The sequence below is a fragment of the Streptomyces sp. MMG1121 genome (assembly GCF_001280015.1).
GTDB lineage: Bacteria > Actinomycetota > Actinomycetes > Streptomycetales > Streptomycetaceae > Streptomyces.
Window position 1 is genome coordinate 255,845 of record NZ_LGDV01000226.1, and the last position, 19,531, is coordinate 275,375.

At 72.2% G+C, this 19,531-nt stretch carries 15 protein-coding genes; 4 read left to right on the top strand and 11 right to left on the bottom strand.

Annotated elements, in window-relative coordinates:
• Window positions 1-167: 167 nt before the first annotated feature.
• Genes ADK64_RS34340 through ADK64_RS34355 form a run of 4 tightly spaced genes read right to left on the bottom strand, consistent with a single transcriptional unit; the run spans window position 168 to window position 5,816 of the window.
• Window positions 168-1,328, bottom strand: a complete 1,161-nt coding sequence (locus ADK64_RS34340; RefSeq protein WP_053665820.1) for an acyl-CoA dehydrogenase family protein — start codon at window positions 1,326-1,328, stop codon at window positions 168-170.
• Between the two features lie 5 nt (window positions 1,329-1,333).
• The gene (locus ADK64_RS34345) at window positions 1,334-2,275 is read right to left on the bottom strand and encodes a hydroxymethylglutaryl-CoA lyase (RefSeq protein ID WP_053665599.1); all 942 of its coding nucleotides are present in this window, start codon (window positions 2,273-2,275) and stop codon (window positions 1,334-1,336) included.
• Window positions 2,272-4,188 carry an acetyl/propionyl/methylcrotonyl-CoA carboxylase subunit alpha gene (locus ADK64_RS34350; protein ID WP_053665602.1) on the bottom strand — a complete coding sequence of 639 codons (1,917 nt, stop codon included), beginning with the start codon at window positions 4,186-4,188 and terminating at the stop codon, window positions 2,272-2,274. The genes ADK64_RS34345 and ADK64_RS34350 overlap by 4 nt, the downstream gene beginning before the upstream one ends.
• A gap of 11 nt (window positions 4,189-4,199) precedes the next feature.
• Window positions 4,200-5,816, bottom strand: coding sequence for a carboxyl transferase domain-containing protein (locus ADK64_RS34355; protein ID WP_053665604.1), 1,617 nt, complete (start codon window positions 5,814-5,816; stop codon window positions 4,200-4,202).
• Window positions 5,817-5,913: 97 nt separating this feature from the next.
• Between ADK64_RS34355 and ADK64_RS34360 the strand changes: the two genes are divergently transcribed.
• The 3 genes from ADK64_RS34360 (at window position 5,914) to ADK64_RS34370 (ending at window position 8,688) form a co-directional block, all read left to right on the top strand.
• Window positions 5,914-6,513 (top strand): TetR/AcrR family transcriptional regulator, encoded by a 600-nt coding sequence (locus ADK64_RS34360; protein ID WP_053665606.1) that lies wholly within the window; start codon window positions 5,914-5,916, stop codon window positions 6,511-6,513.
• Window positions 6,514-6,607: 94 nt separating this feature from the next.
• Window positions 6,608-7,765, top strand: a complete 1,158-nt coding sequence (locus ADK64_RS34365) for an acyl-CoA dehydrogenase family protein (RefSeq protein ID WP_053665610.1) — start codon at window positions 6,608-6,610, stop codon at window positions 7,763-7,765.
• Window positions 7,766-7,809: 44 nt separating this feature from the next.
• Window positions 7,810-8,688, top strand: a complete 879-nt coding sequence (locus ADK64_RS34370; protein ID WP_053665612.1) for an acyl-CoA thioesterase — start codon at window positions 7,810-7,812, stop codon at window positions 8,686-8,688.
• 12 nt (window positions 8,689-8,700) lie between these two features.
• On the opposite strand, the gene ADK64_RS34375 is transcribed toward ADK64_RS34370, so the two are convergent.
• From ADK64_RS34375 to ADK64_RS34395, 5 genes are all read right to left on the bottom strand, one after another.
• The gene (locus tag ADK64_RS34375) at window positions 8,701-9,489 is read right to left on the bottom strand and encodes a phosphatase (protein WP_053665614.1); all 789 of its coding nucleotides are present in this window, start codon (window positions 9,487-9,489) and stop codon (window positions 8,701-8,703) included.
• Between the two features lie 107 nt (window positions 9,490-9,596).
• The gene (locus ADK64_RS46285; protein WP_159046398.1) at window positions 9,597-9,953 is read right to left on the bottom strand and encodes a hypothetical protein; all 357 of its coding nucleotides are present in this window, start codon (window positions 9,951-9,953) and stop codon (window positions 9,597-9,599) included.
• A 140-nt stretch (window positions 9,954-10,093) separates the two neighbouring features.
• Window positions 10,094-11,779, bottom strand: coding sequence for a thiamine pyrophosphate-binding protein (locus ADK64_RS34385; RefSeq protein WP_053665618.1), 1,686 nt, complete (start codon window positions 11,777-11,779; stop codon window positions 10,094-10,096).
• A 22-nt stretch (window positions 11,780-11,801) separates the two neighbouring features.
• Window positions 11,802-12,770, bottom strand: a complete 969-nt coding sequence (gene speB / locus ADK64_RS34390; RefSeq protein ID WP_053665620.1) for an agmatinase — start codon at window positions 12,768-12,770, stop codon at window positions 11,802-11,804.
• A 56-nt stretch (window positions 12,771-12,826) separates the two neighbouring features.
• Window positions 12,827-14,287, bottom strand: coding sequence for a sodium:solute symporter (locus ADK64_RS34395; protein ID WP_053665622.1), 1,461 nt, complete (start codon window positions 14,285-14,287; stop codon window positions 12,827-12,829).
• A gap of 193 nt (window positions 14,288-14,480) precedes the next feature.
• On the opposite strand from ADK64_RS34395, the gene ADK64_RS34400 reads away from it, so the two are divergent.
• Window positions 14,481-16,019 carry a PucR family transcriptional regulator gene (locus ADK64_RS34400; RefSeq protein ID WP_234384809.1) on the top strand — a complete coding sequence of 513 codons (1,539 nt, stop codon included), beginning with the start codon at window positions 14,481-14,483 and terminating at the stop codon, window positions 16,017-16,019.
• 335 nt (window positions 16,020-16,354) lie between these two features.
• Here ADK64_RS34400 and ADK64_RS34405 read toward each other — a convergent pair whose 3' ends face one another.
• Window positions 16,355-17,119 (bottom strand): alpha/beta fold hydrolase, encoded by a 765-nt coding sequence (locus tag ADK64_RS34405; protein WP_053665624.1) that lies wholly within the window; start codon window positions 17,117-17,119, stop codon window positions 16,355-16,357.
• 137 nt (window positions 17,120-17,256) lie between these two features.
• Window positions 17,257-19,506 (bottom strand): glycosyltransferase family 39 protein, encoded by a 2,250-nt coding sequence (locus ADK64_RS34410; protein ID WP_053665626.1) that lies wholly within the window; start codon window positions 19,504-19,506, stop codon window positions 17,257-17,259.
• Window positions 19,507-19,531 lie beyond the last annotated feature (25 nt).

Below are 19,531 nucleotides of genomic sequence, written 5' to 3' on the forward strand. Positions count from 1 at the left end.
CTGCTTTCGGAACAGGGCGGGGTGATCCACCAGGCTGATTCGAAAGTCAGGTTAGCCTAACCTCACTCGATGTCCAGAGGGGAGCCATGCCCGCGGCGTGGTGAAGGTCCTGGAGGGCCGACCCCGGCCCTCCAGGACCCTTCGAGCCGCTCACGGTGCCGGGCCGGTCAGCTCACCAGCCCCAACTCCCGTGCGATCAGCATCCGCTGGACCTCGCTCGTGCCCTCGCCGATCTCCAGGATCTTGGAGTCGCGCCACATGCGGGCCACCGGGTACTCGTTCATGAAGCCGTAGCCGCCGTGGACCTGCGTCGCGTCGCGCGCGTTGTCGACCGCGATGGTGGAGGAGTACAGCTTGGCCAGGGCCGCCTCCTTCTTGAAGGGTTCCCCGGCGACCAGACGGCTGGCGGCGTCGCGCCAGGCCAGGCGGGCCGTGTGGGCCTTCATCTCCATGTCGGCGATCTTGAACTGGACGGCCTGGTTGGCGCCGATCGGGCGGCCGAAGGCGTGCCGTTCCTTCGCGTACTTCACCGACTCGTCCACACAGCCCTGCGCCAGGCCCGTCGCGAGCGCCGCGATGGCGATACGGCCCTCGTCGAGGATGCGCAGGAACTGGGCGTAGCCCCGGCCCTCCTCGCCCAGCAGGTTCGCGGCCGGCACCCGCACGTCGGCGAACGACAGCTCGCGCGTGTCCGACGCGTTCCAGCCGACCTTCGAGTACGGGGCCGCCACCGTGAAGCCCGGGGTGCCCGACGGGACGATGATCGCCGAGATGCGCGGCCGGCCGTCCGGCTTGCGGCCCGTCACCGCCGTGACCGTCACCAGACCCGTGATGTCCGTGCCCGAGTTGGTGATGAAGCACTTCGTGCCGTTGATCACCCATTCGTTCGTGTCCGGGTCCAGACGGGCCGTCGTACGGGTGGCTCCGGCGTCGCTGCCGCCGTCCGGTTCGGTGAGGCCGAACGCGCCCAGGGCCTCGCCCGCGCACAGCCTCGGTAGCCACTCGCGCTTCTGTTCCTCCGTGCCGAAGAGGTGGATCGGCATCGCGCCCAGCGAGACGCCCGCCTCCAGGGTGATCGCCACCGACGAGTCCACCCGGGCCAGTTCCTCCAGGGCGATGCCGAGGGCGAGATAGTCGCCGCCCATGCCGCCGTACTCCTCCGGGAACGGCAGCCCGAACAGGCCCATGCGGCCCATCTCGCGGACGATCTCGTACGGGAACTCGTGCCGCTCGTAGAAGTCGCCGATCTTCGGCGCCACCACGTCGTGCGCGAACGCCTCGACCGTACGGCGGAGTTCCTCCAGCTCGGGGCTGAGACGGTGGTCCATGCTGATCACTGGTCCTTGTGGGAGAGAGCGCGGACGGTACGGGACGGGCTCGGGCGGCCCAGCTGTTCGGCCATCCACACGCTGGTGGCGGTGAGACGGCCGAGGTCGACGCCCGTCTCGATGCCGAGGCCCCGCAGCATCCAGACGAGGTCCTCGGTCGCGAGATTGCCGGTGGCCGACTTGGCGTACGGGCAGCCGCCGAGGCCGCCGGCGGAGGCGTCGATCGTCGTCACCCCGTGCTCCAGCGCCGCGTAGGTGTTCGCGAGCGCCTGGCCGTAGGTGTCGTGGAAGTGCACGCCGATCACGTTGGTCGGCACGCCCTCCTCGTTGAGCACGTTGAGCAGTTCCTGCACATGGCCCGGGGTGGCCACGCCGATCGTGTCGCCGAGGCTCAGCTCGTCGCAGCCCATGTCCCGCAGGGTCGTGCAGACCGAGGCCACCTGGTGGATCGGCACCGCGCCCTCCCACGGGTCGCCGAAGCACATCGACACGTAGCCGCGTACGTGTGCGCCCGCCTTCTTGGCGTGCCGCACCACCGGCTCGTACACCCCCAGCGACTCCTCCAGCGAGCGGTTGAGGTTGGCCCGTGCGAAGGACTCGCTGGCGCTGGCGAAGACCGCGACCCGCTGGGCGCCGAGCGCGAGCGCCCGGTCCAGGCCGCGCTGGTTGGGCACCAGCACCGGAAGGTCGGCCGGCACGTCGGCGAGCAGCGGGAACAGCTGCTCGGCGTCGGCCAGTTGGGGCACCCACTTGGGGTGCACGAAGCTCGTCGCCTCGATCGTCGTCAGGCCCGCGTCGGCCAGCCGGCGGATGAACTCCGCCTTCACCGACGTCGGTACGGCCGTCTTCTCGTTCTGCAGACCGTCGCGCGCGCCGACCTCGTGGATCCGCACCCGCGAGGGCAGATCCGTGGCCGGGACGACCATGGGCAGCCCTTCGGCGCTCATGACTCCGCCTCCTCATGGGGTGCGATCACGGCGAGCACCTGGTCCATGGCGACCGTCGTGCCCGGCGTCACGTCCAGCTCGGCGACCGTGCCCGCGTGCGGGGCGGAGATGACGTGCTCCATCTTCATCGCCTCCACCACCAGCAGGCTCTGCCCCGCCGTGACCTCGTCGCCGACGGCGACCTTCACCACCGTCACCGTGCCCGGCATCGGCGCGGTCAGCGAGTCGGCGCCCGCGTGCCCGGCCCCGGTGAGGGACGCGGCGACCGGGTCGTGGTCGCGCACCTGCCAGGCGTCCGCGTCCCGGCCGAGCCAGTCACCGGCCCGGTGGAAGGTGTGCCGGACGCCGTCGAGGGTGACGGAGACCGTGTCGGCGGTGACCGTGGCGGTGCCTCGGCGGGTGTACGTCACCGGGTCCTGCACCCGCAGCGGGAAGGCGGGCGGCTTCGGGGTGCCGCCGAGCCGCCAGCCGCTCGGCACCGAGAACGGGTCGACCCAGCCCTCCGCGCGCGGCTCCAGCGCCTCGGCGCGGACGGCCGCCGCCGCCTCGTAGACCTCCTGCGGCACGTCCGTCGGCACCAGGTCGTCCACGACCCGCTCGACCAGGCCGGTGTCCAGCTCGCCCGCGGCGACCGCCGGATGCCCGAGCAGCCGCCGCAGAAAGCCCGCGTTGGTCTGCACGCCCAGCGTGACCGTCCGCGCGAGTGCCGCCCGGAGTTTCCTGAGCGCCGTCTCCCGGTCGGGGCCGTAGGCGATGACCTTGGACAGCATCGGGTCGTACAGGCTGCCCACCTCGGTGCCCTCGCTGAGGCCGGAGTCGGTGCGCACGCCGTCGCCCTCGGGTTCCCTCAGCAGCAGTACCGTGCCGCCGGAGGGGAGGAAGCCGCGCGCCGGGTCCTCCGCGCAGATGCGGGCCTCGACCGCGTGCCCGGTCAGCGTCACGTCCTGCTGCGCGAAGCCCAGCTCCTCCCCGGCCGCCACCCGCAGTTGCCACTCGACCAGGTCCAGGCCCGTGATCAGCTCGGTGACCGGGTGTTCCACCTGGAGGCGGGTGTTCATCTCCATGAAGTAGTACCGCGAGGGGTCGTTGCCCGGCACGATGAACTCCACCGTGCCCGCGCCCCGGTAGCCGCACGAGCGGGCCGCCTGTACGGCCGCCTCGCCCATCGCCGCGCGCGTGGCCTCGTCGAGGAGCACGCTGGGCGCCTCCTCGATGATCTTCTGGTGCCGCCGCTGGAGCGAGCACTCGCGCTCGCCGAGGTGGACGACGTTGCCGTGGCCGTCCGCCAGCACCTGGATCTCGATGTGCCGGGGCCGGTCGATCCACCGCTCCACCAGCAGCGTGTCGTCGCCGAAGGAGGCGCGGGCCTCGCGGCGGGCGGCGGCGATCTCCTCCTCCAGGACGGCCATGTCCCGCACCAGCCGCATGCCCTTGCCGCCGCCGCCGGCCGACGGCTTCAGCAGCACGGGTGCGCCCAGTGCGCGGGCTGCTTCGGCGAGTTCGGGATCCCGGCCGCCGGGGACCACCGGAACGCCGGCCGCCTGCACCGTCTCCTTGGCCCGGATCTTGTCGCCCATGAGCGCGATCGCGTCCGCGGGCGGGCCGATGAAGACCAGCCCCGCCTCCTCGCACGCGCGCGCGAACGCGGCGTTCTCGGCGAGGAAGCCGTACCCCGGGTGCACGGCCTGCGCACCCGTGCGGGCGGCGGCCGCCAGCAGGCGCTCCACCGACAGATAGCTCTCGGCGGCCGGCGCCGGGCCGATCCGTACCGCCGTGTCGGCCTCCCGGACGTGCCGCGCGTCCGCGTCGGCGTCGGAGAAGACCGCCACCGAGCGCACGCCCAGCGAGCGGAGCGTACGGATGACGCGTACGGCGATCTCGCCCCGGTTGGCCACCAGCACTGTGTCGAACACGGTTCCCCTCCTCACATCCGGAAGACGCCGAACTGGGGATCTCCCAGCGGCGCGTTGGCACAGGCGGTGAGGGCGAGGCCCAGCACCTGACGGGTGTCCAGCGGGTCGATCACGCCGTCGTCCCAGAGCCGGGCGGTGGCGTAGTAGGCGTTGCCCTGGCGCTCGTACTGCGCGCGGACCGGCGCCTTGAAGGTCTCCTCGTCCTCGGCGGACCAGGACTCGCCGCGCGCCTCCAGCTGGTCGCGCTTGACCGTGGCGAGGACGCTCGCGGCCTGCTCGCCGCCCATGACGGAGATCTTGGCGTTCGGCCACATCCACAGGAAGCGGGGGGAGTAGGCCCGGCCGCACATCGAGTAGTTGCCCGCGCCGTACGAACCGCCGACCACCACCGTCAGCTTCGGCACGCGCGTGCACGCCACCGCCGTCACCATCTTGGCGCCGTGCTTGGCGATGCCACCCGCCTCGTAGTCCCTGCCGACCATGAACCCCGAGATGTTCTGCAGGAACACCAGCGGGATGCCGCGCTGGTCGCACAGCTCGATGAAGTGGGCGCCCTTCTGGGCCGACTCGGAGAACAGGATGCCGTTGTTGGCGACGATCCCGACCGGGTGGCCGTGGATCCGGGCGAAGCCGGTGATCAGGGTCTGCCCGAACTCGCTCTTGAACTCGGCGAACCGGGAGCCGTCGACCACGCGCGCGATGATCTCGCGTACGTCGTAGGGGGTACGGGAGTCGACGGGGACGGCGCCGTACAGCCCGTAGGGGTCGACCTTGGGCTCGACCGTCGGCTGGACCTCCCAGGGCAGGGAGGGCCGGGCCGGGAGCGTGGCGACGATGTTCCGCACGATCCTGAGCGCGTGCGCGTCGTCCTCGGCGAGGTGGTCGGTGACGCCGGACACGCGCGCGTGGACCTCGCCGCCGCCCAGCTCCTCCGCCGTGACGACCTCACCCGTGGCCGCCTTCACGAGCGGCGGGCCGCCGAGGAAGATCGTGCCCTGATTGCGGACGATCACCGCTTCGTCGCTCATGGCCGGCACGTACGCGCCCCCCGCCGTGCACGAGCCGAGGACGGCCGCGATCTGCGGGATCCCGGCGCCGGACATCCGCGCCTGGTTGTAGAAGATCCGCCCGAAGTGCTCGCGGTCCGGGAACACCTCGTCCTGCATCGGCAGGAAGGCCCCGCCGGAGTCCACGAGGTAGACGCACGGCAGCCGGTTGTCGAGGGCCACCTCCTGGGCGCGCAGGTGCTTCTTCACGGTCATCGGGTAGTACGTGCCGCCCTTGACCGTGGCGTCATTGGCGACGATCACGCACTCGCGCCCGCTGACCCGCCCGATCCCGGCGATCACCCCGGCGGCCGGTGCCTGCCCGTCGTACATCCCGTCGGCCGCGAGCGGGGCCAGCTCCAGGAACGGCGAGCCCGGGTCGAGCAGTGTGTCCACCCGGTCCCTGGGCAGCAGCTTGCCGCGCGCGGTGTGCCGGGCGCGGGCCTTCTCACCGCCGCCGAGCGCCGCCGCGGCCAGCTTGCCGCGCAACTCCTCCAGCAGCGCGAGATGGGCCTGTTCATTGGCCCGCCAGGCCTCCGACGCGGGGTCTGCCGCGCTCCGGAGCTCCGGTGCCTCCTGCATCCTGCGGTCCCCTCACCCGGTGCTCGAACCGGTTAATGAGCGTTAACCATTTCCTTCAGGTTAACGACCGCTAACCTCGCTGTCTAGAATTATCGGCATGGTCACCAGAACCGACGCCCCCACCCGGCGCGAGCAGATCCTCAAGGAGGCCGCGCGGCTCTTCGCCGAGCGCGGTTTCCACGGCGTGGGCGTGGACGAGATAGGTGCAGCGGTCGGTATCAGCGGCCCCGGTCTGTACCGCCACTTCCCGGGCAAGGACGCGATGCTCGCCGAGCTGCTGGTCGGCATCAGCGGCCAGCTGCTGACGGGGGCCAAGCGGCGCCTGGCGGAGGCCGACGGCGGCACCGGCGCCCGGGCCGTGCTCGACTCGCTCGTCGAGGGCCACATCGACTTCGCCCTGGACGACCGCCCGCTGATCACCCTGCACGACCGCGAGCTGGACCGGCTGCGCGACAGTGACCGCAAGCTGGTGCGCCAGCTCCAGCGGCAGTACGTCGAGCTGTGGGTGGAGGTGGTCCGCGAGGTGTACCCGGCGCTGACCGAGCCCGCCGCCCGCTCCGCCGTCCACTCGGTCTTCGGACTGCTGAACTCCACGCCCCACCTCGGCCGCGCGGGCACGCTGCCCGGCCGGGGCGCCACGGCGGCGCTGCTGCACCGGATGGCGTGCGGGGCGTTCGAGGCGGCCGGCGAGGAGTGACCTGCGTCTCTGGACGCATTCCGTACTCGCCGGTACGGTGGAATCTGAGCAAGCGCTTAGACATGCCGATGTGCCGAGGTACGTGGAGGTAGCCGTGCGCCGTACGGTGTTCAACGAGGATCACGAGGCGTTCCGGGAGACCCTCCGCGCCTTCATCGAGGCCGAGGTCGTCCCGGTCTACGACGAGTGGTTCGCCGCCGGCCAGGCGCCGCGCGACTTCTACTACAAGCTCGCCGAGCTGGGCGTCTTCGGCATCCGTGTCGACGAGGAGTACGGCGGCGCGGGCATCGACTCGTACAAGTTCGAGGCCGTCCTGTACGAGGAGACCGCCCGCGCGGGCGTCTCCTTCGGCGGCTCCGGCGTGCACGTCCTGCTCGGCCTGCCGTACATCAAGCTGCTCGCCAGCGACGAGCAGAAGAAGCGCTACCTGCCCAAGTTCGTCTCCGGCGAGGAGATGTGGGCGATCGCGATGACCGAGCCGGGCACCGGCTCCGACCTCGCGGGCATGAAGACCACCGCCAAGCTCTCCGAGGACGGCACCCACTACGTCCTCAACGGCGCCAAGACCTTCATCACCGGCGGTGTGCACGCCGACCGCATGATCGTCTGCGCCCGCACCTCCGCGCCCACCGCCGAGGACCGCCGCCACGGCATCTCCCTCTTCGTGGTGGACACCAAGGCCGAGGGCTACTCGGTCGGCCGCAAGCTCGACAAGCTCGGCCTGAAGACCTCCGACACCGCCGAGCTGGCGTTCGTCGACGTCAAGGTGCCCGTCGAGGACCTCCTCGGCGAGGAGAACAAGGGCTTCTACTACCTCGGCCACAACCTCGCCTCCGAGCGCTGGGGCATCGCCTTCGGCGCCTACGCGCAGGCCAAGGCAGCCGTCCGGTTCGCCAAGCAGTACGTGCAGGAGCGGGTGGTGTTCGGCAAGCCGGTCGCGGCCTTCCAGAACACCAAGTTCGAACTGGCCGCCTGCCAGGCCGAGGTCGACGCGGCCGAGGCCGTGGCCGACCGCGCCACGGAGGCCCTGGACGCCGGCGAGCTGACCCCCGCCGAGGCCGCCTCCGCGAAGCTCTTCTGCACCGAGGTCGCCCACCGCGTGATCGACCGCTGCCTCCAGCTGCACGGCGGCTACGGCTTCATGAACGAGTACCCGATCGCCCGCCTGTACGCGGACAACCGCGTCAACCGCATCTACGGCGGCACCAGCGAGATCATGAAGACGATCATCGCCAAGGACATGGGCCTGTAAGGTCCGCGCAACCCACGCAATGAGTGGCCGGTACAACTGACGCCATGAGCCAGGCACTCCAGGACCTCCTCGATCTGCTCGACCTCGAGCAGATCGAGGAGGACATCTTCCGCGGCCAGTCCCGTTCCGCCGTCGTACCCCGCGTCTTCGGCGGGCAGGTCGCGGCGCAGGCGCTGGTCGCCGCCGGGCGGACGGTCCCCGCGGACCGGACCGCCCACTCCCTGCACGCCTACTTCCTGCGCCCGGGCGACCCCGGCGCGCCGATCGTCTACACCGTGGACCGCATCCGCGACGGCCGCTCCTTCACCACCCGCCGTGTGGTCGCCGTCCAGCACGGCAAGCCGATCTTCCACCTCTCGGCGTCCTTCCAGACGTACGAGGACGGTCTGGAGCACCAGGCCCCGATGCCGCCCGCCCCGGACCCCGCCACGCTGCCCACCTCCCAGGAGCGGCTGCGCGGCTACGACCATCTCGACGCGGCCGTGGTCGAGAAGTTCCTCGAAGCCCGGGAAGCGGTCGATCTGCGCTACGCGGAGGAGCCGCCCTACGGCCGGTTCGGCGCGCCGCGCGAGCCGCACAGCCAGGTGTGGTTCCGCACCAACGGCAAGCTCGGCGGCGCCGTCGACGAACCGCTGCTGCATGTCGTCCTCGCCACCTACGTCTCCGACATGACCCTGCTCGACTCCGTGCTGCTCGCGCACGGACGCGGCGGGTGGGCGGTCGGCGATGTCGTGGGTGCCTCGCTGGACCACGCGATGTGGTTCCACCGCCCCTTCCGCGCCGACGAATGGCTGCTCTACGACCAGGAGTCGCCGTCCGCCCACGGCGGCCGGGGCCTCGGCCAGGCCCGTATCTACACGCAGGACGGGCAGTTGGCCGTCACCGTCATCCAGGAGGGCGTGGTCCGCGTTCCGCGCGGCTGAGCCGCCGAAAGCTCAGGACAGTCCCGACTCCGCGAGCAGGTAGGCCGTCATGGGGTCGTAGTAGCGCGGGCTGAGCACGTGGTCGTCCAGCGGTACGACGGCCTGGAGGGTGCCCTCGGACTCGGCGAGGAACAGCGCCGGGTCGTTGCAGTCGGCGTACCCGACGGAGTCGACCCCGTGCTGTCCGGCGTACCCGGCCCAGCCGTGGTCGGCGACGACCAGGTCCGGCAGCGGGCGTCCCTCGCATTCAAGTCCCGTCAGGATCGCCCGCATCGGCTCTCCGGAGTGGGTGTGCCACAGCGTGGCCCCGTGCTCCAGCACGGCCACGTCCGCGAACTGCATGACGTACCCCTCGTCCGTCTGCAGCCCGTCCGGGATGACCACGATCTCGCAGCCGGCGGCGCGCAGCGCGGCGGCCGTGGCCCGGTGCACATCCAGCAGACCGCCCGGGTGACCGGTGGCGAACAGCACCCGCTGGTGCCCCTCGGCCGCCTTGCGCAGCCGCGCCGCCATCCGCTCCAGCGCGTCCACGGTCAGTTCGGGGTCGATGGTGTCCTGCCCGTACCGGTATTCGGGATCGTCGTTGACGCCAACCCGCTCGGCCATCACCGCGAGCACGTCCTGCTCGTCCGTCCAGCGGTCGCCCAGCTCCAGACCGAACCAGAAGCCCCGGACACCGTTGGCGAGCTGGCGGTAGTGGGAGAGGTTGTTCTCGCGGGGCGTGGCGACGTCCCCCGCGATACGGGTCCTCACCAGATGGTCGACGAGCTGGGCGCGGCTGGGTGTCCCGGATATCGGCATGCCTCCCATTGTGGGGCAGGGCCCGGCGGGCGTCGTGGGCGCATCGGCCGCCGGTACGCGGCCCTCACCCGCGCGGGACGTACGCCGGGCCGTGCGCACCCGGTTCGCTACGCTTCGCGATCGACAGCCGGGTCAGGAGCCGTAGCGTCTCGTGCGCCGACGACGTCGACGGTGGACGGGACGACGCAGGACACGCAGGCGAGCCGGCCGTCGGGCGCGGAGCGGACGGCCGGCGGGCCGGGACCGGCCTCGACGTCGCCCACGCGCTCGTGCGTCCCGGTGGCGAACACCGTGAGCCGGCCCGGCGCGAGCCTGCCGAGGTCCGCTCGGCTCGGCAGGCGCCGCGGGCCGATCGACAGCGCGCTCGCGGGGCTCGGGCTGCGACGCCGCACCGCCGTCGTCGTGCCGTCCCGCACCGGCGCGCTGATGCTGCCCGGCACCGTCGCGGCGCTGGGCCTGCGCACCTTCCCCGTCCCGCTGGACCCGGCTCCCCCCGACCTCGGGACGGCCCGGGACCCGCGCAACTCGGCCGGCCCGGCGCACCGCTGGTTCCGCGCCCGTCCGGCGGACGCGGTACGGGAGCCGTCCGGCCGCCCGGCAGTCCCTAGCCCAGATGCGTCGGCGCGAACATCCGCAGCACCGCCGGGAGTACGACCACCGACGGGCCCGGTGCGGCCAGGGCCTTCGCCAGGTCCTCCGCCAGGGTCTGCGGGGTCGTACGGACCCCCGGCACCCCGAAGGACTCCGCCAGGGCCACGTAGTCCGGGCGGGTCAGTTCCGTCGCCGTCGCCCGGCCGAAGGTGTCCGTCATGTACTCGCGGAGGATGCCGTAGCCGCCGTCGTCGACGATCAGCCAGGTGACCGGCAGGTCGTACTGCTTCGCCGTGGCCAGTTCCGCGATCGAGTAGAGGGCGCCGCCGTCGCCGGACACCGCGAGCACCGGGCGCGTCGGGTCGGCCGCCGCCGCGCCGAGCGCCGCCGGGAAGCCGTAGCCGAGGCCGCCGGCGCCCTGGGCCGAGTGCATGGTGTTCGGACCCTGTGCGTCGAAGGCCGACCAGGCCCAGTACGCCAGGATCGTCATGTCCCAGAAGGACGGGGACCCGGCGGGCAGGGCGCGGCGGACCGACGCCAACACGTCCTGCTCCAGGGTGAGTTCCTGGGAGGCGAGGCGCTCACCCACACGGGACAGCAGCTCGCGCACCCGCTCCGGCGCCGAGGTGTCCGTGCGCTCCTGAGCGGTCTCCAGCAGGGCCTGGAGGGCGAGGCGGGCGTCCGCGTGGATGCCGAGGGCGGGGTGGTTGGACTCCAGCTTGCCGAGGTCGGCCTCGATCTGGATCACCCGGCCGCGGGGCTTGAACGTGTGGTAGTTGGAGGAGAGTTCGCCGAGGCCGGAGCCGACCACCAGCAGGACGTCCGCGTCCTCCAGGAAGTCCGTCGTGTGCCTGTCCTCCAGCCAGGACTGCAGGGACAGCGGGTGCTCCCAGGGGAAGGCGCCCTTGCCGCCGAAGGTCGTCACGACCGGCGCGGCCAGCATCTCGGCGAGCTGGAGCAGCTTGCCCGACGCGTCCGACCGTACGACCCCGCCGCCCGCGATGATCGCCGGCCGGGCGGCGTGGGACAGCAAGTGGGCCGCCACCGCGGTCAGTTCGGGGCGCGGGACCAGGTCGTCCGGGGCCGCGTCCATCGCCGTCACCACCGGCAGCGAGGTCTCGGCGAGCAGCACGTCCTGCGGGATCTCCACCCACACCGGGCCGTGCGGGGCAGTCAGCGCGGACTTCCAGGCCTCCGCGATGGCGGAGGGGACCTGGGAGGCGGTGCGGACCGTGTGGACCGACTTCACCACGCCACGGAACGAGGCCGACTGGTCCGGGAGTTCGTGCAGGTAGCCGTGCCGGCCGCCGCCCAGCCCCGCCGTCGGGATCTGGCTGCTGATCGCCAGCACGGGGGCGGAAGCCGCGGCCGCCTCCTGGAGCGCGGCCAGGGACGTCAGGGCGCCCGGGCCGGTGGAGAGCAGCAGCGGGGCGGCCTCGCCGGTGATCCGGCCGTACGCGTCCGCCGCGAAGCCCGCGTTGTTCTCCACCCGCAGGCCGACGTAGCGCAGCGAGGAGCGGCGCAGGGCGTCGAACATGCCGAGGGCGTGCTGGCCGGGCAGGCCGAAGACGGTCGTCGCGCCGAGCCCGGCCAGGGTCTCCACGACCAGGTCTCCGCCGTTGCGCCCCGGGGGTGGGTTCAGAGCCGTCGAGATCTGCGCCTCGGTCGGGCGGAGTACCAGGTCGTGGTCGTGAGTCACTGCTCTCGGTCCCCTAGGAGAATCAGGCGGTGCGGGCCGCCGCGATCTGGCGGCTCATGATGGTGGTCAGTTCGTAGGCCGTGTGGGAGGCCGCGACCGAGGTGATCTCGGCGTGGTCGTACGCCGGGGCGACCTCGACCACGTCCGCCGAGACCAGGTTGCACGAGGCCAGGCCGCGCAGGATCTCCAGCAGCTCGCGGGAGGTCATGCCGCCGGCCTCGGGGGTGCCGGTGCCGGGCGCGTGGGCCGGGTCCAGGCAGTCGATGTCGATGGAGATGTACAGCGGGCGGTCGCCGATGCGCTGGCGCAGCTGGTCGGCGATCTCGTCGGCGCCGCGGCGGTAGACGTCGGCGGACGTGACGATGCCGAAGCCCATCTTCTCGTCGTCCGTCAGGTCCTGCTTGCCGTACAGGGGCCCGCGCGTACCCACGTGGGACAGGGCCGAGGTGTCGAGGATGCCCTCCTCGACCGCGCGGCGGAACGGGGTGCCGTGGGTGTACTCGGCGCCGAAGTAGGTGTCCCAGGTGTCGAGGTGGGCGTCGAAGTGGAGCAGGGCCACCGGGCCGTGCTTCTTCGCGACGCTCCTCAGCAGGGGCAGCGCGATGGTGTGGTCGCCGCCCAGGGTCATCAGGCGGGCGCCGGTGCCGAGCAGCTCGTCCGCGGCGGCCTCGATGGTCTCGACGGCCTCGTTGATGTTGAACGGGTTCACCGCGATGTCGCCGCCGTCCGCGACCTGGGCGAGGGCGAACGGGGAGGCGTCCTGCGCCGGGTTGTACGGGCGCAGCAGCCGGGACGCCTCGCGGATGGCGTTGCCGCCGAAGCGGGCGCCCGGCCGGTACGAGACGCCGGAGTCGAACGGCACGCCCACGACGGCGACGTCGGCGGTGCCGACCTCGTCCAGGCGGGGCAGCCGGGCGAAGGTCGCGGGGCCGGCGTACCGCGGGACGCGGGAGGAGTCGACGGGGCCGCGGGGCGTCTCGTTGCTGCTCATGGTGAAATGCCTTCTTTCCTGCGCTTCGTCGCGCATGTACTGCTTTCCCTACGACTCTACTGGTGAGCCGGGACCGGTTCGGACGCGAGTTCGGGGGACCGTCCGGCGAGACGCTCGCGCCAGGCGGCGAGGACGGTCTCGTCGGTGGGCCTGGTGGCCAGCGACACGACGAGGTAGGCGGCGAGGGAGGCCAGCAGACCGTAGTAGACGGGCTCGTTGGCGAGGATGCCGTATCCGGCCATCAGGCCGATCACCGCGAGGCCGCCGACGATCACCGAGGCCAGCGCGCCCTGCGCCGTGCCGCGCTTCCACAGCAGGCCGCCGAGGATGGGCACGAGCAGACCGCCGACGAGCAGGTTGTACGCCACGGTCAGCGCCTCGACCACGTTGTTCAGCGCGATCGCCGTACCGATCACCGCCACGCCCATGGCCAGGATGAACGCGCGGTTGCCGCTGACCTCGTCATGATCCTCGGACGACCGCTTGCCGGCCTTTCGCAGCCTCGACCAGATGTCGTTGTTGGCGACGGTGGCGCAGGCGATCAGCGCGCCGGAAGAGGTGGACATCACGGCGGCCAGGGCGGCGGCCAGCACCAGGCCGCGCACGCCGACGGGCAGTTCGTCCTTGACGATGGTGGCGAACGCGTCGTCGGGGCTGGCCAGCTTGGGGTAGAGCACCTTGGCGGCCGTACCGATCACCGCGCCGGCGAGGGCGTAGGCCAGACAGTAGGTACCGGCCACCGTGCCGCCCCACTTGGCGGTCCTGTCGCTGCCGGCGGTGAACACGCGCTGCCAGATGTCCTGCCCGATCAGCATGCCGAACGTGTAGATCAGGACGTAGGTGAAGATCGTCTCGCCGCCGATGCCCAGCGGGTCGAAGTACGAGGTCGGCAGCTTGGCCCTCATCCCGCTGAAGCCGCCGGCCTTGACGACCGCGATGGGCAGGAGCAGGAGCAGTACGCCGATGGTCTTGACCACGAACTGCACCATGTCGGTCAGGGTGATCGACCACATGCCGCCGAGGGTGGAGTAGGCGACCACGATCGAGCCGCCGATGACGATCGCGAGCGTCCGGTTCATGTCGAAGAGGACGTCGAAGATCGTGGCGTAGGCGATCGTCGAGGTGACGGCCAGCATGAGGGTGTACGCCCACATGACCAGGCCCGAGATCACACCGGCCCGGCCGCCGTAGCGCAGGTCGAGCATCTCGGAGACGGTGTAGACCTTCAGGCGGGCGATGCGGGCCGAGAAGAAGACCGACAGGGCCAGCAGGCCGAGGCCGATGGTGAAGACCATCCAGGCGCCGGAGAGACCGTACTGGTAGCCGAGTCCCACGCCGCCGATGGTGGACGCGCCGCCGAGGACGATCGCCGCCATGGTGCCGGAGTACATGGCGGGCCCGAGGCGGCGGCCCGCCACCAGGAAGTCGCTCTTCGACTTGGCGCGGCGCATGCCCCACCAGCCCATGGCCAGCATGCCGGCGAGATAGACGACGATCACTGTGTAGTCGACGGCCATGGGGCGGCCCTCCTTCGCGCACGGTCGGTGGCGTGTCGTGCAGAGACGTGGGAAACGCGCCGGCAGCGGATCGCGGGGACATCCGCCCGTACCCGCGGCTGCCGTGCTGACTTGACACTAGGTGGCCGGAAAGCGACTGCGAAGTGTACGTTTCATCCATATGGACGGGATGGCAGTGGAGGGAATGCACACCATGTCGGAATCGATCGCCCCAGCGGTCCCGTCGACCCCACCGACCCCACCGGTTTCGTTGCAGGCCCTGCTGGCCCGCGAGGATCTCGCGCTGCGCCAGATCGCGGGCCCGGCCGGCCCGGGGACCGTGATCCACTGGGCGCACACCTCGGAGATGGCCGACCCGTACCCGTATCTGCTGGGCGGCGAGCTGTTGCTCACGGCCGGCGTGCACATCCCGGAGGCGGCGGGCTGCGACGGGGGCGCCCCCGGTCGGGCGGATTCGACGCCGGGGGACTACTTCGACGGTTACGTGGCCCGGATCGTCGCGGCGGGCGGCGCGGCCCTCGGCTTCGGTGTGGCCCCGGTGCACGACACGGTCCCGCGCGCCCTGGTCGCCGCCTGCGAGCGCCACGGCCTGCCGCTCCTGGAGGTCCCGCCGCAGACCACCTTCTCCGGCGTGGCCCGCGCCGTGTGGCAGCTGATGGCCCAGGCCCGCCTCGCCGAACTGCGCCGCGTCACCGAGGCCCAGCAGAGCCTCGCCTCCGCCGCCGCCCGCCCCGACCCGGTCCCCTCGGTCCTGCGGCAACTGGCCCAGCGCCTGACCGGCCACGCGGCGCTGTACGGCCCCGACGGCACCGAGATCGCCTCGGCGGGCCGCGAACCGGCGGCGGGGGTCCGTCAGGCGCTGACGGGCCTGGCGGAGGTGGTGCGGCCGGGAGGGGCGGGCAGCCACCCCGCGGGGACCCCCACCCCCACGTCCGCCACCGACGCCCTGGGCGGCACGCACCTGGCGGCCTACGCCCTCGGCTCCGGTGGGGGATTCGTGCTCGGTGTCGCCGCCCCGCGGCGCGAACCCGGCGACCACACCATCGCCTCCGTGGCCTCCGTGCTGCTGTCGCTGCTGACCGGGGAGCACCACAGCGGGACCGGAGCCGCCCGGTCCTCGGCGTTCGTGCGGCTGCTGCTCGGCGCGCGGCCGCAGGAGGTCGCGCCGCTGCTCGGGGAGGGCAGCTGGGTCGTCGTGCACGCCCGGCCCGAGGCACAGCTTCCCGACGCCGTCGCCGCCTCGGCCCTCGGCGCCGCCCTGGGTTCGCCGCTGGTCGACCTCGCGCATGACGTCGTACGGGTGCTGGTGCCGGGCGGGCGGGAACCGGAGCCGCAGACCGGCTGGACGCTCGGGGTCAGCGCCGCGGTGGCGCCGCGCGGGTGGCCGGAGGCCGACACCCAGGCGGCCCGCGCCCTGGCCCGCGCCCGTGCCACCCGCACCCCGCTGGTCCGGCACGGCGCCCGGCCGGGGCTGGAGGACCTGGTGCCGCGCGCGGACGCCGAGGCGCACGCCCGCACCCTGCTCGCACCGCTCGCGGGCCGGCCCGCGCTCATCGATACCCTGCGCAACTGGATTGCGCTGCACGGAAGTTGGGACCGTACGGCGGTGGCGCTGGACGTGCACCGCAACACCGTCCGCCAGCGCATCGCGCGCTGCGCGGCCCTGCTGGACGCCGACCTGGACGATCCCGACGTCCGCATGGAGTTGTGGTTCGCGCTGCGACACGGCTGAGCGTGCCAGGAATTCACTATGGCCTGAACTTTTCCGTCGCCGACGGTCAGTCCCGTCGGCCGTGAGCAGGCCGAAGCGCAGCAGCGCGGACAGGCCGTCGGCCTCCTCGGGCGTCGTTTCGCCGCCGGCCGACGGATGGGGCACCCGCCCCGTCCTCAGGGCCCGCAGGTACAGGCCCTTCGCCCGGCTACGGCGGCTCGTTCAACCGCGGCGTCGCGAACGCGGAGCCCGGGGTGATCAGCCTGGCCAACGGTGCCAGTTTCACGATGTCGTTCCACACCCGGACGGGCCTGTAGCGGGCGACGGCCCCGGCACGCGTGGCCGGCCCCGGCGGCTCACGCCAGGCCGGCCGCCGTCGCGCGCGCGAATCCCTCCGGGTTGTCCAGCATGATGTTGTGGCCGCAGTCCGCGATCCGCGTCACGGTGATGCCCGCCTCCGTCAGGGATTCGATGCCGGTGAGCGTGTCGTCGGCGTCGGGCAGGAGGTAGGTCCGGGGAACGGGCAGGCCGACGAGGAGCTCGCGCATGGTGGGACGGGTGCCCCGGATGAGATGCACGGCGCTGCGGTACAGCGCCTGACGGCCGGCCAGGCGCATCGTGGACCACCAGTGCGGGCCGACCAGATCGCGGATCTCCTCCCAGCCTCCCGCCAGGAACTCCTCCTCCGAGTAGAAGGCGATTCCGCTGCCGCCGCCCCAGTGCGGCCTGGGTTCGACCGGATCGAGATTGGCGTCGACCAGCACCAGGCGGGAGACCAGGTGGGGATGGCGAGCGGCCAGCACGATCGCCACGGAGCCGCCCATGCTGTGCGCGATGAGCTCGGCCCCGATGACACCGGCGGATGTCAGGGCGGCGGCCAGCGCGTCCGCGTGCGACTCGAGCGTGTAGTCGAAATCCGTGGGGCGATCGCTGATGCCGTGGCCGAGCAGGTCGATCAGCAGCGAACGGTGACCCGCCAGCAGGGGATGGACCGCGGCCTCGGCGAAATAGGCCGGGGAGGTGGAACCCAGTCCGTGCACGTAGACGCGGGCCGGTTCCGCCCCGGGCAGTTCCACCCAGCGCATCAGGTCGCCGGCGGGTGTCACGGCGGCGGCACGCATGTCTGCTCCCATGCTCAGAAGAAGGAAAGGGGTGAGGAAGGGGTAATCTACCGCCGCCTACGGCACAGCGCGCCAAGGGGATCAAAGCCCTTGGCGCGGCGTGTGGTTCGTGCGGTGGGGTCGGCGGCGGTACCGCCTCAGTTCACGTCGGACGCGTCCAGACGGTAGATCGTCGACTGGCTGGAGCCGGACGAGGACGAAGACTTGGCCGAGGACGAAGACTTCGAAGAGCTCGCGGTCTTGCTGTACGCGCTCTCCTTCACCAGTGTCCCGTGCTTCTTCACCCAGGCCGTGACCTGCGAGGACACGCTGTTGGTGGCCCCGCCGGGGCCGCCCGTCATGCCGCCGCCGAGCTGGACGTAGTGCAGCTCGCCCTTCTTGACCAGTTCCTCCAGCTTGGCGACGGTCATCGCCTCGTCCGTGCCGGTGAAGCCCCACATGGAGATGACCGGCACCTTGGCGCTCAGCTCGATCTGGGCCGCGCTCTGCGAGTTGGAGACCGCGAGCAGCCAGGTGGCGCCGTCCTGGTGCTTCTTCAGGTAGGCGATCAGCTCACTGTTCGCACCGCCCATGCCGCCGCCCATGCCGCCGCCCATACCGGCTCCCGTACGGCCGCCCGTACGGTTCGGGGCACCTGCCTCGCCGGTACCGCCGGGGGCCGTACCGCCCGAAGCGCCCTGGCCGCCGGGGAGTTCACCGTTCTCGCCGCCGCCCGGGAAGCCGCCGGCCTGCTGACCGCCGCCCGGCATCTCCCCTCCGGAAGCCCCGCCGGGGGAGCCGCCGCCCGCCTCGGCGTTCCGGCCGCCGCCCTGGCCGGGCATCTCGCCGCCGCCCGGGAAGCCGCCCCGGCTGCCGGACCCGCCGGGGCCGCCGCCGAAGCCGTTGCCCGTGGACGGGCCCGCCGTCGGGTTCACCCCGCTCATGCCGCCGCCCGAACCGGACGGTACCGACCAGGCGTACGCCGCCGGGCCCGCGAGCGCCGCGAGCACGGCCGCCGCCACGGACGCGGCGAGCAGCCGTACGCGACCGCCGGAGCGGAAGAGGAACAGGCCCGCGATCGCCGCCGCCATGACCACGGCGACGGTCGGCCACAGCCAGGTGTGCCAGCCGGAGGCCCGGCGCAGGAGGACGATCGCCCAGCCGGCCGTCACGGCGAGACCCGCCGGCAGTACCCACGCCCAGCGCTTGTCGGCGCGGAACGCGCGCAGCAGCAGGACGCCGCCGCCTCCGCACAGTGCCGCGATGCCGGGGGCGAGGGCCGTCGTGTAGTACGGGTGCATCGTGCCCTCGGCGGTCGCGAAGGTCACGTAGTGCAGCACCGTCCAGCCGCCCCACAGGACGAGCGCGGCCCGGGTGAGGTCGGTGCGCGGGGCGCGGCCGCACAGGATCAGGCCGGAGACCAGGGCGATCGCGGCGAACGGGAGCAGCCAGGAGATCTGGCCGCCGAGGATGTCGTTGAACATCCGGCCGAGGCCGGCGGAGCCGGAGAAACCGCCCCCGCCGCCCGCGCCCCCGCCGCCGTTGCCCTCGCCGCCGAAGATCCGTCCGAGGCCGTTGTAGCCCATGATCAGGTTCCAGGCGGAGCCGTCCGTCGAACCGCCGATGTACGGCCGCTCGGAGGCGGGGACGAGGGACACGGCGATCGCCCACCAGAAGCTGGAGACCGCCAGTACGACGGCGGCGATCAGCAGGTTCACGATCCGCTTCACGAGCTTCGGCCGTGCCGCGAGCAGATAGACCGCGAAGACGGCGGGCAGCGCGATGTACCCCGCCAGCATCTTCGTGTTGAAGGCGAGACCGAAGCAGACCGCCGAGCCGAGCAGCGGCAGCAGCCGTCCGTCGCGGGTGGCGCGCAGGGCGAGCGCCGCGCCCCCGACCATCAGCAGGACGAGGATGGTGTCGGGGTTGTTGTCCCGGTTGATGGCGACCGTGATCGGCGTCAGCGCGAGCACCAGCGCGGCCACTGCCGCCGCCGCGTGCCCGAAGGCCCGCTTCACGCAGGAGTGCAGGATCCAGATCGAGCCGAGTCCGGCCGCGACCTCCGGCAGCATCATCTGCCAGGTGCCGAAGCCGAAGATCCGGCACGACAGGCTCATGACCATGTTGGCGAACGGCGGCTTGTCGACGGTGAGGAAGTTCCCGGCGTCGAGCGAGCCGAAGAACCATGCCTTCCAGTTCTGCGTGCCGCTGTAGATGGCCGCGCTGTAGAAGCTGTTCAGGCCGGAGCCGGACAGGTTCCAGGTGTAGAGCACGGCCGCCAGCAGCAGGATCGCGAGCAGCGCGGGCAACGACCAGCGGGGCGTGCGCTCCGGCGGCGCGGCGTCCGGTGCCGAGGGGCCGGGGGTCGCGGTCGTCGTGTGGGGGAGGGGATCGGTGGCAGATGTCACGGGGGTAGCGTGCAGAGGCGGCTTG

Excerpts from the sequence above, each read along its gene's own strand:
- ADK64_RS34375 (WP_053665614.1), bottom strand. The coding sequence starts at position 9,489 with ATGCCGATATCCGGGACACCCAGCCGCGCCCAGCTCGTCGACCATCTG.
- ADK64_RS34400 (WP_234384809.1), top strand. The coding sequence starts at position 14,481 with ATGTCGGAATCGATCGCCCCAGCGGTCCCGTCGACCCCACCGACCCCA.
- ADK64_RS34355 (WP_053665604.1), bottom strand. The coding sequence starts at position 5,816 with ATGCAGGAGGCACCGGAGCTCCGGAGCGCGGCAGACCCCGCGTCGGAG.
- ADK64_RS34340 (WP_053665820.1), bottom strand. The coding sequence starts at position 1,328 with ATGGACCACCGTCTCAGCCCCGAGCTGGAGGAACTCCGCCGTACGGTC.
- ADK64_RS34370 (WP_053665612.1), top strand. The coding sequence starts at position 7,810 with ATGAGCCAGGCACTCCAGGACCTCCTCGATCTGCTCGACCTCGAGCAG.
- ADK64_RS34360 (WP_053665606.1), top strand. The coding sequence starts at position 5,914 with ATGGTCACCAGAACCGACGCCCCCACCCGGCGCGAGCAGATCCTCAAG.
- ADK64_RS34395 (WP_053665622.1), bottom strand. The coding sequence starts at position 14,287 with ATGGCCGTCGACTACACAGTGATCGTCGTCTATCTCGCCGGCATGCTG.
- ADK64_RS34405 (WP_053665624.1), bottom strand. The coding sequence starts at position 17,119 with ATGCGTGCCGCCGCCGTGACACCCGCCGGCGACCTGATGCGCTGGGTG.
- ADK64_RS34345 (WP_053665599.1), bottom strand. The coding sequence starts at position 2,275 with ATGAGCGCCGAAGGGCTGCCCATGGTCGTCCCGGCCACGGATCTGCCC.
- speB (WP_053665620.1), bottom strand. The coding sequence starts at position 12,770 with ATGAGCAGCAACGAGACGCCCCGCGGCCCCGTCGACTCCTCCCGCGTC.